Genomic DNA, 14,084 nt, shown 5'->3' with positions numbered 1-14,084 from the left:
GGTTTCCCCTCCTATCCCAGTGTTTCCCAGATCATTGCTTGGGGTGCTCCTGCCGCAGCGCTTACAGGAGGACCGGCCGTTGCTTCAGCGGCTCCACTCACCGGTCTTCGGTTCAGCGGGGGAACTGGAAGCGGCTGCCTCCGGAATCCTGCTTCCTCCCTATCCGCTGCCGGCTCTTCCACAATCAAATGGGCATTGGTCCCGCCGTCGGCAAAGCAGTTGATCGCCGCCGCACGCACCGAATCACCGCCGCCCCATGTCTCGGCAGCCCTGCTGAAATGAAATGGCGAAGCCGACAGATCGTAGTGCGTCATCGGCTGCCGGGCGGATAGAAAAGGAACGAACTTCCCGTGCTGCAGCATCAGGACGACTTTGATAAAACTCGCAATGCCTTCCGCGCAGAGCGGATGTCCGATGTTCGGCTTTACCGAGCCCAGTCCCAATGAGGCACCTCCCGAGCTGCGGTAGACGGCTTGTATGGCCTTCAGCTCCAGCATATCCGTCACTTCGGTTCCCGAGCCGTTAGCCTCGATATACCGGATCTCCTCCGCCCTCCGGCCGCTTCTGCCCAGAGCGGATGCCATGACCTCCCGCTGTGCTTTCACATTCGGAGAAGCCGGACCGGCCGTCCGGCCGTCGTTATTGACGGCGATTCCGCTGATTACCGCATAGATCCGGTCGCCGTCCGCGAGAGCCTGTTCTTCCGTCTTCAGGAGCACCATGCCCGCCCCTTCGCCAGGCACAATGCCGTTCGCTCGTGCATCGAAGAGATGGAATTCCTCCGAGCGGTTCAAAATTCCACGCTGCTCGAAGATGCCATGAGCCCCCGGCGTCGTGAGCAAGCTGACGCCGCCCACAATGGCGGATTCGATATCGCCGCTGAACAGGGCCTGAACCGCCATCTGCATGCCAACGAGCGCAGAGGAGCAGGCCGTATCCACCACCACGCTCGGGCCGCGCAGATCGAAGAATTGGGAGATATTGGCCGCCAGGTAGTTGGGGCCGACCGCGACAATCGGATTCCGCGCCTGGAGCAGAAGCCCGCGCTCCGGCCGATGCTGGCTGCGTGCCCCGAGATATACACCGACCGCCTTTCCTTTGATCTCCTGGGCGGTGTAACCCGCATGGCACAGGAGCTTCAGACTCTCCTCCAGCGCCAGTAACGCCTGCGGGTCCATCGCCCTGGCATCCGGCTCCGGAATAAGGAAATACGATGGGTCGAACCGGGTGATATCCTCAAGCACGCCGGCAAAATAAGCCGTCGCTTTCCCCCACCGGGCTGCGGGCACCTGACGAATCGCCGAACGCCCTTCGGAAATCAGCCTCCAGTACTCGCCGAGCGACTCGGCTCCCGGAAAGCGGCAGGACAGCCCGACCACGGCAACCCGTGAAGAAGCTGTCCTCCCGGTCGAAGCCGCTTGCGAAAAACCCGAGGGGGAGCGAAGCGGTTCGGAAGCGGGCGGAGATACCTGTGCCGCTTCGTCGTCCTGAACCGGCGAATGCGGCTCCCCGGATGCAAGAAGACCGGACATCGCGGGTCCATGCTCGGTTACAAGCCAAGCGGAGAGCGCCCCGATACTCGGGTGCTCGAAGAGCAGCGTCGGCTCCAATTCCTCCTTCACCTGTTCATTGATTTTCTGCATCATCTGAACGAGCATAATGGAGTCTACCCCGTACTCCTGGAACGGCGTTTCCTTATCAAGCCGGACTGCGTCGATTTTGAGCTCTTCCGCCAGGAGATCTGTAAGCCAGGCTTCGATCTTGAGCAGCAGGCTGCCTGCCGTCTTCCTCCGGAGGCTGCCGTCGCTTCCATCCCGCGCTTGAACCGGCAGCGTCCGGGCGGCGGCCGGGTTCGCCTGTTCCTCGAACCGCATCCAGGTCTCCGGCTGCCAGATGTCCGTGTTAACTACAGCCGGAAGGATGACGGAGCGGCCGAGCGCTCCCGCGAGAACCTGATCCAGCAGCTGCAGGCCCTCCGCATTCGTCAGACTATGCAGTCCCGTCCGTTCATAGATTCGGCTCCGGACTTCCCCCATGCCGGTTTCCTTCCAGCTCGGCCACTGGATACTGATGACCGGGCTTTTCTGTGAATGAGCCCCGCTGAAGTAATCCATATAAGCGTTCGCCGCTGCGTAATCGCTCTGGCCGGCACCGAGACCGGGGAGAATGGAAGAAACCGAGGAGAACAGAAGAAACCACTGGAGGTGCTCTTCCTTCAGGCTCTCATGCAGAATACGGAGACCGGCAACCTTGGGGCTCCACACCTGCCGGATCCCCTCCTCCGGTTTGCGGATGAAGGCTGGATTCTTCGAGTCTATGACACCGGCGCAGTGGATTACGCCTCCGATCGGACCGAGCTTCTCCTTCACCTCCGCTGCGGCCCGGCGCACTTCCTCGCCATTCGTCAGATCAACCGCAAGGGGGGTCACCTCTGCCCCCAGTGCTTCCAGCGCAAGCAGATCTTTGATCTTGCGCATAACCGCATCCGGATGATCGGCTGCATCTGCCCATGTCGTCCGTGGCGGCAGGGATTCCCGGCCTGTCAGGACCAGCTTCCTGACACCGTACTTTTCCACGAAATGGCGTGCACACAGATAACCGATTCCTCTGGTGCCCCCTGTAATCCACAGGACGTGCCCCTCCGGGAAAGAGCTCGCCGGGGTCCGTCCGCCGGCTGCCGGCAGCTCCTTCAAATAGGCGCGCCAGCGTACACCGCCGCGGTAGCAGACTTCGGCATCCGGGCAGTCCGTTCTGAATTCGTCTGCAATCTGCGCTGCCAGCTGTTCCAGGTCAGAGGAGGCGGATACATCCAGATGACGTGTGCGAAGATGGCTGTATTCGCTCTGCAGCATGCGGTACAAACCGGCCCGCTCAGCGCCATACATCGTCGAGGAACGTTGTCCGGCCCCGTTCCCATCGAAAGCTTCAAGGCCCTTCGTTACGCCCAGCAGCATGATGCCTTCCCGGGACCCGTGCTCAATGAGCCGCTGAAGCCAAGTCAGCCATGCCGTTTCTTCCGTGCTCCACTCACTGCAGCCCACCAGATCGATGCATCCTTCGTAGGCTGCCCAATTCACAGCCGGACGTGGAGTCCGCTTCTCCAGCTCCCTCGCATCGATCATCTCGCAATGGGGGAGATGACGGGATATCCTGACAGCCAGGTCAAGCGTACCGGGTGTCATCAAGATAGCCACGGTACGGGTCGTGCTGCGGGATGGAACTGCTGCAGCCGGCTCCCACTGCTTGATAAGCATGGCGGTTCTTCTTCGGACAGGCGGGACCTCCCGTTCCTGAAGCGGAGCACGTACCTTCTCCGACGCGGACGCCGGGGCTGCGCCCCGGTCCAGGGGAGCAAGCTCGAACGCGGGAGCCCAGCAGCGCTCCTTGGCGAACGGGTAGACCGGCAGACTTATTCTGGACGGCTTCCGGCCCGGGTACATCCCGTTCCAGTCGACACTTAGTCCCTGCACCCAGAGACCGGCCAGCTTGGCATACTTGCCGCGCTGCATCCACTTGGCCAAAGCCTCCTGCAGCTCCTCGTCCCGGGCAAAGACGGAGATGGTTTCTTTGTTTCTTTTGACCTGACCGACAAACAGATCCTCCTGCGTATTCCGCCCTTCTATATACCCCGTCAGCTTGTCCTCAAGCTCCCTCATCGTGGAAGCCAGGACAGCCAGCCGTTCTTCCATGGCTTCCCGTCCGGTCTGCAGGGTATAGGCGATCTCGGTCAGGCGTTCGTCTCCCCACTGCTGACGGCGAATCTCAGCCAGAAGGCGTTCCGCTTGCTGCTGAAGCTGCCCGGTACTTTTGGCGGACAGTACGATAAGGGATGGTCTGGGATCCGTGCTCACTTCGTAAGAAACCGCTTCCGGCCTATGGTACTCTTGAATAATCACATGTGCGTTCGATCCGCCCGCCCCGAAGGACGAAAGGCCGGCAATCCTCGGATACTCCCTGGTCTGTCCATCGATATGGAGAACCGGTCTGTGCCACGGAGCCAGCTGCTGCTGGACAACGAATGGCGTGTGTGAGAAATCAATATGCGGATTGAGGATCGCCGAATGCAGGGAGGGCACGATCTGTTGATGTTTCAGCTGAAGAAGCACTTTGGTCAGTCCGGCAATCCCGGCCGCGCTCTCGCAGTGCCCAATATTCGACTTGGCCGAACCGATGGCACAAAATTGATTCTCATCCGTATACTGCCGGAAGATGTGGGTCAGGCCCGCAATCTCGATCGGATCACCAAGGGAAGTACCGGTGCCGTGTGCCTCAACGTAGCTGATCGTGCGCGGATCGATTCCGGCTTCCTCCAGCGCCCGGCCGATGACACTCCCTTGTGCGTTAGGATTCGGAACGGTGTAGCCATTCGTTTTGCCGCCGTGGTTCACGGACGTTGCCTTGATGACGCCATAGATCTGATCACCGTCCGCAACGGCCCGGGACAGCGGCTTGAGCAGCACGGCGCCGACACCTTCGCTCGGGACGTAGCCATCGCCGCCTTCACCGAAGCTTTCGCAGCGGCCTTTGCCGGAGATGAATCGTCCCTGCGCCAATAAGAGATATTTGTTGGGATGAATGGAGAGATTCACCCCTCCTGCAACCGCCACGTCGCATTCTCCACTCTGCAGACTCTTGCATGCAAGGTGGATGGCCGTCAGGGAAGACGAACACATGGTATCCACCGTGATGCTCGGTCCATGGAAATTGCAGAAGTAAGAGACCCGGTTGGCTACCGAGGCCGGCAGTCCGTACAAGGCCAGCGGCTGACCCAGCAGCTGGGCCTGCGCTCCGTATAATTGGTACTCCTGATACATCACGCCGACGTATACACCGACATTGCCTTCAAGCCCCCAGCGGCTGTCCTTGGCCAGCGCATCCCGGGTATATCCCGCATCCTCCAGCGTCTCGTACACGCACTGCAGGAACAGGCGCTCCTGCGGGTCCATCCGTTCGGCTTCCCGAGGGGGGATCTGGAAGAACAAAGGATCGAATTTGTCCACGTCACGAAGGAAGCCTCCCCATTTGCTGTAGGTTTTGCCGGCTTCGTTCCGGTCTTCACTGAAGTAAGCGCTGTGATCCCAGCGGTCCGGGGGAATCTCGGTAATGCAGTCTCTCCCCTCCCGTAACACGTCCCAATACTCACGTATGCCTTCCGCTCCGGGATACCGGCCGGACACGCCAATAATGGCCACATCCTCGGAGGCATTACTCAGGCTGCCATTCCTCTGTTGAACCTGCGGGACGGTGAAGCGTGGCCGTCTTTGGCTTCTCGTATGCACCGGAGCGGTTTCGGCACGGACGGAAGCCGCTGCGGGAGCTGTCTGGATGGTGCCCTGTGTCCCCGCACCCAGCTGCTGCAGCAAAGGCGCTCGGTGCGCTTTCAGAAAATACCCCGTCAGTTCACGCAGTGTCTGATACTCGAAGAACAGGGTCTTGGACAGGGTGCCAAAGACGTTCTCCAGTGCATGGGTTAACTGGGTGGTCATGATGGAATCGATCCCGTACGCTTCCATCGGAGCATCGGTATCGATCCGCTGGACCGGCAGCTTCAGTACGGAAGAAAGCAGTGTTTTCAAATACTGAGCCGCTTTCTCCTCGAGTACATCCACGGGCATCTCCGAAGCGGAAGCCGCTGCGGGTACCGGGAGCGGAGCAGTTCCTTGCGGGTTGACCTGTTCCTCTGCGGGCTGTCCCGTCAGCTTGGACAGGAAGACCTTCGGTCTCCCTTCCAACACCAGCACCTGATCGGCATCCGCCGCAAGTGCCTGGTAGAAGGCGCGGAATCCGCTGCTTGCAGACAGCGGCGTCATTCCCAGCTGATCGCGCATCCGCTGCTCGATCAACGGATCGACGTGCATCCCTCCCGCTTCCCACAGCGGCCAGTTCAAGGACAGTGTGCGGCCCTTTCGTTCACGTGAGGCGGCAAGGCTGGACCGATACGCTGCATACGCATCCATGAAGGCGTTGGCCGCGCAGTAATCCGCCTGTCCCGGATTGCCCATGGCGCCGAACACGGAAGAAAACATCACAAAGAAATCAAGCTCGAATGACTTCGATGCTTGATCGATGTGGACCAGCCCCGCTACTTTCGGTGCGAACACTTCCCGCAGTTCTCCGGAGGTTTTCTTCAGTATATAGCTGTCCTTGATCACCCCTGCGCAGTGCAGGATGCCGTGAAGCTGACCATGATCTGACCGGATACCGCCGAACAGCTTCTCCACCGCTTCCGCATTCGATACATCGATCTGAATATATTCGGCCCTGGCGCCGGCTGCGGTGAGTTCATCCAGCAGGACTTGTATGTCGTCGCGAAGGGGGGAGCGCCCGGTAAGAATAAGGCGGGGGTTCTTCGCCCGGCCGGCAATCTCCTTGGCAAACAACCTGCCGAGACCGCCCGCTCCGCCTGTGATCAGATAGGTGCCGCCGTCCCTCCAGGGCAGCGGGACTTGTTGGTTCGGAGTGTCCTCCAGTTCTCTCCAGTCCAGCACCGTGCGCTCCCCGCCCAGGTACCGAATCCGGTCCGTGCCGGCGGCTCCATCGCCCTGGAGCTTGGAAGCCAAGCTCTCGGGGGATTCCCCCGGCTCTACTTCGATCACCTGCCCGCTGAACTTCGGGTTCTCTAGTTGAGCCGTCTGCAGCAGCCCCGCAAGGCCCGAGTACAGCTCCCCTTTGGGCATCACCAACTGGATTACCCATGGTCTCCCATCGCCGGTTTTTAAAACGTCTTGGACTTGTGCAAGCAGGGAAGCTGCACAAGCTTCATAATCTTCGGGGAGCCTCCCCGTCGCGCCGGCCGTCAGATCCAGGATCCTGGCCTCTTCCAGAAGGGGCTGAAGTCCTTCTCCGAGAAGCTTGTCCATTCCGCAGAGCACAATCAGACGCTCCCTGTCTCCCGGCCATCCCGGGATCTTACGAGCGTCCTCCGCTTTCCAATAAGGAACCATAAGAGCGAGCTTTTCCTTTGCCGGGGTACCGGCAATGTCCTCCCGCTCCTCCGCTTCTCTCCAGGCTAAGTCTTTCATTCGAATACGTAAGGCGCCCTCTTCATCGAACAGCTCGATATCCACGCTTCTCCTCTTCAAGCCCTGGTTGGCGCTGAATTGCACCGAGGCCCACATACGGTCCGAGCACGGACCGAAGATCTCCAGCTCCTCCAACGCGAAAGGCAGGATCAGCTTCCTCTCTCCCTGTTCTGCACCTGCCTGACGATGTGCATCCGTGAGGAGGATGAGGGCTGCCTGCAGGGCCGCATCCATCAGACTCGGGTGTAAAACAAACGGCTCTGTTGTAAGCCCCCCCGAACTTGGAAGCAGCAGACGGGCCAAGATCCGGTCGTCTGCCGTGTAGACCTCATTCACCGCTTGGTGTGCCGGTCCGTAGGAAAGCCCCCGGTGACGGAACCCTTCGTAGTACCATTCCATAGGGAGTGGGGAGAGCAAGAGCCCTTTCCTCAGCTCGTCCCTATTGTGTGTCGGCATAGCTTGGGCCGGGCGCAGTTGAACGGCCCCCCGGCTGTGCAGAACAGTCTCTTCCCCCTTCCCCGTGTAGATCTCGAAGGTGGTTTCGCCGCTATGTTCGGGATAAAGGCCGATATGTACTTCCTTCGGCTCCGCTCCCGACGTAATGGGACTGACCCATACGATATGGGAGATGTGCAGCTGTAAGGCATCCTCCTCCATGCCAAGCGACTGCACTGCGGCGGCACGCGCCATTTCCAAGCAGGCGACCCCCGGGAGGACGGATCTCCCTTTCACAACATGGTCGCGGAGGAAGAACTCCCGCCCGCTGAACACCGAAGTAAAACGCTGTTCCGTGAAATCGGACGTGTTAGCATGAAGCAGCGGGTGAAGGTGAACCGTCGCCGGAGCAGTCGCTTGCGCCTCCGGGGCCTCCTCGTCCGGAATCCAATAACGCTCCGCTGCAAAGGGATACGTGGGCAAGTGAACGGGGCGCAGCCCCTTGTCGGGAACAAGAACCTTCCAATCGACATCCACCCCCTGGACATACAGCTCCGCCAAGGAGAGCAGATGCTCCCGGTATTCTTCGGGGGGCATCTTCAATCCGGACTGCAGCTCCTTCATCAGAAGTTTGGCCAGCCGGTCCAATAGCAGCTGATCTTTGCCTTGTGCGAACGGGTGGGGGTGGCGGCGTATCCATCGGCATGGGTTGTCCGGATGACGTCACTCAAGGAATTCCGCAATTCAGTCAGGTCTCTGACCACATAGGCGGCCCTGATCCCAAAGTGCTCCCGGTGGTGAAGAAGGGTGGAACTGACAGCGGCTAAGGTATGCTCCTCCCCATGCCGGTCGAGCCATTCGGCAAGATCCTCCTGCTTTCGCCGCAGGGCCTCTTCCGTTTTGGCGGATAGGCAGACGAGCTGGTAAGGCGGCTGTTTGGCTGAAGCCTTCCTTCCTTCAGAAGGTGCATCCGGGGCCTCTTCCAGCACCACATGCGCATTCGTGCCGCCGAAGCCGAACGAGCTGATTCCGGCGCGCCTCGGATACGGATGTCCTTCCTCATTGAGAGGCGGGCTCCATTCCCGGAGAGCGTCGACGATATAAAAAGGAGTGTCCTCTATGGCAATCCGGTGGTTCAGCGTGCGGAATCCCGCTAACCCGGGAAGCATCCCATGCTTCATGCACAAGAGCACCTTAACCACACCTGCGATGCCGGCCGCCGACTCCAGGTGTCCGATGTTCGTCTTCACCGAGCCGAGACCGCAGAAATTCTTGGACAAAGCGGAGGGTCCTTTTGAGGAACCGAGTACTTCGAATGCTTTCTGAAGTCCCTGGAACTCGAGGGGATCCCCCTTCGGTGTACCGGTCCCATGGGCCTCAATGTAGCTCACACTTTCCACCGGAATTCCCGATCTCCGGTGCGCTTCGATAATCACATCCGCCTGTGCCTGCGGGTTAGGGTAAGTGAGCGTATGGGTCCGGCCATTGTGATTGACGGCGCTTCCCTTGAGAACGCCGTAGATGGAATCCCCGTCCTCCAGGGCCTGGCTCAGCGGCTTCAGCAAGATGATCCCTGCCCCCTCGCTGCGCACATATCCGTCGGCACGGTCATCAAATGTTTTGCACGAGCCCGTGGGAGACAGCATGCCGGCCTTGGAGAACGAAATATGTCTTGTCGGTGTCAGGATCAGATTGACTCCCCCTGCGAGGGCCATGCTGCACTCTCCGAGCAGCAGAGACTGGGCCGCCGAATGAATCGCATTGAACGAGCTGGAGCATGCCGTATCAATCGGAAAGCTCGGTCCTTTGAAATTGAAATAATGGGAGATCCGGTTGGCGATCACCGCTGAAGCCGTCCCGATCGAATGGTAGGTTTCTATCGTCCGCTCCCTGCTTTCCTGCAGTCCCTTATAGTCAAAATTAAAGACACCCATGTATACCCCGACCTGATGCCCGGATATGCGGGAGGGCACAATCCCCGCGTCCTCCAGGCACGCCCACGCAAGCTGCAGCATGATGCGCTGCTGGGGATCCGTGGCTTCCACCTCGCGCACAGAGAGTCCGAAGAAGCCCGGGTCAAACTGATCGGCGTCCGTTAGGAAGCCCCCCCATTTGCTGCTGCTTTTATTTCTCTCTTTTTGCGGATCGCCCCAATAAGACTCCCAATCCCAGCGTGACTTGGGGATCTCGCCTATACTGGAGCGGCCCTCTTTCAGATTCTCCCAGAATTCATCAGCGTTCTTGGCCCCGGGAAACCGGCATGCTACTCCAATAATGGCGATATCCTTATCGATTCTTCCCGTCATCTGCTTCTCACCTTTCCCGCTCCCGCAGTGGAGATTTTGTTGAACCTAAGGTACTTGTTGAGCGGCGCCTCCCCTCCCTCTACTCGTTGGCCGCAGCCTGTACAAAGCTTTGGTATCTGCGGTTCAGCAGCTCTGCCGTTTCATTCATCAACCGGAGCGCAATCTCGTCCACATGCCGGTTCCGCCAGGATTCCAGCTCCGTCCCCTTTACCCATTGATTGAATGCCCCCAAGGCCGGACCGCACTGGATCTGATAATCCACCTTGTTCTCCGGGTTACCGCTCAAGGCCAGCCGCGTACTGTAAGCAAAATACCACTTGAAGATCAGGGCCATCTTGATTTTCGGATTTCGTTCGGCCTTCTCGATGATATGCGGCGGGTGATACGAACGGACCTCATCATAGACTTGCTGCAGGCTGCGTTTAAAATATTTGTCCTGAAGCTGAATCTTCGTTTTCTCATCGATGTCTTCCACAGCGTTATACTGCCTGTAAAGGTCGTACAGCTTGTTGGCCCTGGCCGGAAAGAACAGCCCTTTCTTGAGCACCTGGACCTTCGCTCCCATCTCGAACATATCCCCGGCCGGCGCATATTCCGTATCCTGTACATTCATCTGCTCCAGAAGGTCCTTGACCTCCGGGCTCGTATTGGCCTCCACCGTACACTGATTGATCGATCCGGTAACGATAAAATCGGCACCGAGACTGAATGCCGCCAACGCGGCATCCGGGGTACCGATCCCCCCCGCAGCCCCTACCCTGACCTTCTTGGCGTACCGGTGCTTTTCCATCATTTCATCGCGCAGCTTCAAGATAGCGGGCATCAGGGCATAGGCTACCGCTCCATCGGTGTGCCCTCCCGAATCCGCCTCCGCGCACAGGTCGTCCGCAACGGCAATCTCCGCCAATAAGGAGGCTTCCTCCCGTGTGATCTTGCCCTCTTCCAACAGCTTGGCTGTGATCCGTTCAGGCGCAGGGGAAAGGAACGCTTCCGCTACCTCGGGACGTGACAGTTTGGCGATAATTTTATTCGTCGAAGTCACTTTCCCGTTCTCATCCCGTTTAAGTCCCTTGGCCCGGTACTTCACCAAGGCGGGCGTGATCGTCATGAATGCCGCCGCCTCAACGACCTTTACCCCCGTACGCAAAAACAGATCCACCATGCTTTCTTCGATATGCGGCTCTGCAGGCTCATGCACCAGATTCATGCCGTACGCTTGACCGGGCAGGAGTTCTCCCTGGATAAAGCGGATCGCTTCTTCAATTTGCTGCATCTTCAGACCACCCGCACCAAAGAAGCCCATCATTCCAGCTTTCCCCATGCGCACGACCATCTCCTTCGAGGCAATGCCCTTGTACATTGCACCGGAAATGTAGGCATAGGTCAGGCCGTAGTCCCTCCGGAACTCCGGGCTCCCCAGGTTGGCCGGTTTTATTCTTATCCATGCCGGAGTCTGTGTTCCAAGCCCGGCTGGGGAGGGTTCGTCCACGGCCAATCTCTCGATCAACGGAGCCCTTGATACCACAGGCGCGGCAGGCACCGTTATGACACCGGCGGATGCATAAGAGGCCGTGCCCCCCGCATCGGCGGGCTTCATACCGACCCTCTCCTCCTCCGTGACCAACGGCCCCGCTTCCGTTCGGATTTGCTGGATCAATCCCGTCAGGATCCGGCCTCCGCCGATCTCCTCGAATTCCATCTCCCCCCGGCCTAACAGATAGCGGATGCTCTCGCTCCATTTGACGGAGCCCGTGATCTGGTCCCTCAGGTTTTTCCTGATCTCTTCATACCGGTAGGGTCTGGCGGTAGTATTGGCAATGACGGGGAGCACCGGCTCTTCGAAGTCGAACGCATGAAGGAAGTCCCCAAATTCCTCTGCCGCCTCTTTCATATACCTGGAATGAAAGGCCCCGCTGGTCCGCAGCGGCACCACGGATTTGACTTCCTTCATCCCGTCGAACAGATGTCTGGCACGGTCGATCTCCGCTTTAGGTCCCGAGATCACAATCTGGGCAGGACTATTCAGGTTGGCGATATCAATCCGATCCAGGCGGTTCTCGGAGAGGGCCTCCATCAGCTGCCGCTCGCTCAGCCCGATAATGGCTGCCATGGCGCCGCCTTCCGCCCGGCTCATGAGTTCCCCCCTCTTTTGCACAAGGAGCAGCCCGGTCCGAAAATCAAATACGCCTGCAGCTAACAGGGCATTGTACTCTCCCAGGCTGTGCCCTGCCGTATAATTCGGCGTACGGCCCGATTCTACGATTTTATGGTAATAAGTCAGCGCATTCACCGTATATAAAGCAGGCTGCGTATATTGCGTCTGATTCAAGTGGGACTGCGGGTCCTCAAGACATAACGTTTTAATCGAATATCCCAGGATCTCATCCGCCTGAGAGGTCAATTCGGCAAACTCATCGAACAGCTCCCCGCCCATTCCCTTTCGCTGGGCTCCCTGTCCCGGAAATACGTAAGTCATCATACGCGCCATACTCCCCTCCGTCATTAAATGTGATCGAGATTAAATGTGATCGAGTCGATGATTTTTCTCTTGATGGAAGACGCGTGAATGGCCGTGCCTTTCGGATAGGTAATCGAGCAAACCAAGGGGGCGCATAGAAAGGAAACGGTTTCATACTGGTAGAAGTTCCGGTATCGGCTGAAGTACAATCCGTCTCTGACTTCGATCCCCTGCAGTTCAAAGATGTGAAGCGGGGTCGTAATGCCCGTGCGGATCACTTTGGACAATGCCTCCTTGGCCGTCCAGCATAGCGTTAACATACTGAGGTATGGATGCGCAAACTCCCTGAGCATGCAGGTTTCCCCTGGCGTCATCTGTTCATCAAGAAGCCGCAGTCGATCCTCTCGAATCAGTTCAACGTCGATCCCCATCGGCCGGGCCTCGGGAAAAGCAAGGGCGGCGGCTATAGTTCCACTGTGAGTTATACTTACTTGCATGCTGCCTGCCCCCTGAACGACCGGTTGACCCAATACACCGCGATCAATCAGGATGCGGTTTGCTCTCTCCGCTTCAGGACAGTCTTCCAGGCTGAACAAGAGGGCCCGTTTGGCCGCATACCGCCCTGCCAGGTAAGTGTTCCTTCGGCCTTCATACTTCAGCGAGTCCCAGAATGCAAGTTCGGCCGGATGCAGATAGGGGAGAGACAGGAATCTCAATTCTTCGGCAGTACATTGAAAAAGATACAGGGCACCACCATGGCTTTCTCCCTTCACAGCCTGAAATCGTTCTGATATTTCACGCGTCATACAGACCCTTCCCTTTGATGTCAGATAACAAAAAATGCCTGCGGCACTCCACCCGAAGGAGGAGCCGCAAGCATTTACACTTGGTTACGTGTACAGGTTATGGTCTCTTATGTCTTTTCTTAACGCGCCGAAACGTCGATTAAGCCGTCATAAGTTATGTAAAGGATATGGATTCATGATCTACTTCCCATATCATACAATAACATTGCATTTTTGTATATATTCCTTACTTACCATAAATAAAGTTATTTCAGTATCGATCTACATTTTTCTACATTATTTTCCTCCTATTTGCGGTAATATTACGACTAATAGAAAAGGAGGCTTAGTGATGTCATGGTATGCGCTATTTGTAAAAACCGGCTATGAATCCAATACTAAAAAGTGGTTGGATGCTAGATACGATCGTGCTTTGTTACACTGCGTAATACCTAGAAGAAAGGTTCCGGAGAAAAGAGGAGGGAAAGAATATCATGTTGTGAAAACGCTCTTCCCCGGCTATGTTTTTGTCCAGACCAAAATGAATGTTCATCTGTACTATCAATTTAAAGAAAATCCGTTCATCTACCGGACCCTGAATTATCAAAACGGGAGAGATAAAGCCTTCGCCTATGAAGAAGCATGGAAATTGGATTCCTCCGCAAAGCTATGCGATGAGAGCGAATTATTCAAGGAAATACCGGTGGATGAAATGACCCTGGTTCTTAAACTTATAGAACAGGATGACATCATTGAATGCTCGAAAATCAGTTTTCAGGAATCCGGCTTTACCGTTCAGGCCGGCCCCTTGAAGGGGATGGAATCTTATATAAAAAAAATCGATAAACATAAGAAGAGGGCCAAGGTGTTGATGTCCCTAATGGGTACGGCACAACTGGTGGATCTCGGAATTGAGTTTAGTTCGGTCATCCCAAGCGGTCATCAGGGGGAGATGCGGTAAATCGATCGTTGGGAATGAAGGGGATGCGCGCTTCATTAAAAGGGACCGACAATAGGAGCTTGTTCACATTTTTTTCCGGATGGTCTAATACAATGGTAGTATTTGATCAACTGGAGG

5 protein-coding genes are annotated in these 14,084 nt (G+C 57.3%); 1 reads left to right on the top strand and 4 read right to left on the bottom strand.

What is annotated here, in order from left to right; all coding sequences use genetic code 11:
* Positions 1-11 precede the first annotated feature (11 nt).
* The 4 genes from PM3016_RS36750 to PM3016_RS10805 all read right to left on the bottom strand — a co-directional run bounded on the left by PM3016_RS36750 (position 12) and on the right by PM3016_RS10805 (position 13,027).
* Positions 12-8,054: an SDR family NAD(P)-dependent oxidoreductase gene (locus PM3016_RS36750; protein WP_238540596.1), complete on the bottom strand. Its 8,043-nt coding sequence runs from the start codon at positions 8,052-8,054 to the stop codon at positions 12-14.
* Between the two features lie 26 nt (positions 8,055-8,080).
* Positions 8,081-9,763 carry a type I polyketide synthase gene (locus PM3016_RS10815; protein WP_041619089.1) on the bottom strand — a complete coding sequence of 561 codons (1,683 nt, stop codon included), beginning with the start codon at positions 9,761-9,763 and terminating at the stop codon, positions 8,081-8,083.
* A gap of 79 nt (positions 9,764-9,842) precedes the next feature.
* Positions 9,843-12,242, bottom strand: coding sequence for an ACP S-malonyltransferase (gene fabD / locus PM3016_RS10810; protein ID WP_187298006.1), 2,400 nt, complete (start codon positions 12,240-12,242; stop codon positions 9,843-9,845).
* Positions 12,243-12,265: 23 nt separating this feature from the next.
* Positions 12,266-13,027, bottom strand: a complete 762-nt coding sequence (locus tag PM3016_RS10805) for a 4'-phosphopantetheinyl transferase family protein (RefSeq protein WP_014369463.1) — start codon at positions 13,025-13,027, stop codon at positions 12,266-12,268.
* Between the two features lie 331 nt (positions 13,028-13,358).
* Here PM3016_RS10805 and loaP point away from each other — a divergent pair, with 331 nt between their 5' ends.
* Positions 13,359-13,967, top strand: a complete 609-nt coding sequence (loaP, locus tag PM3016_RS10800) for an antiterminator LoaP (RefSeq protein WP_014369462.1) — start codon at positions 13,359-13,361, stop codon at positions 13,965-13,967.
* The last annotated feature ends 117 nt before the right edge of the window (positions 13,968-14,084 follow it).

Origin of the sequence: Paenibacillus mucilaginosus 3016, assembly GCF_000250655.1 — a bacterium.
GTDB lineage: Bacteria > Bacillota > Bacilli > Paenibacillales > NBRC-103111 > Paenibacillus_G > Paenibacillus_G mucilaginosus.
This window is presented reverse-complemented; position numbering and strand designations above follow the sequence as displayed.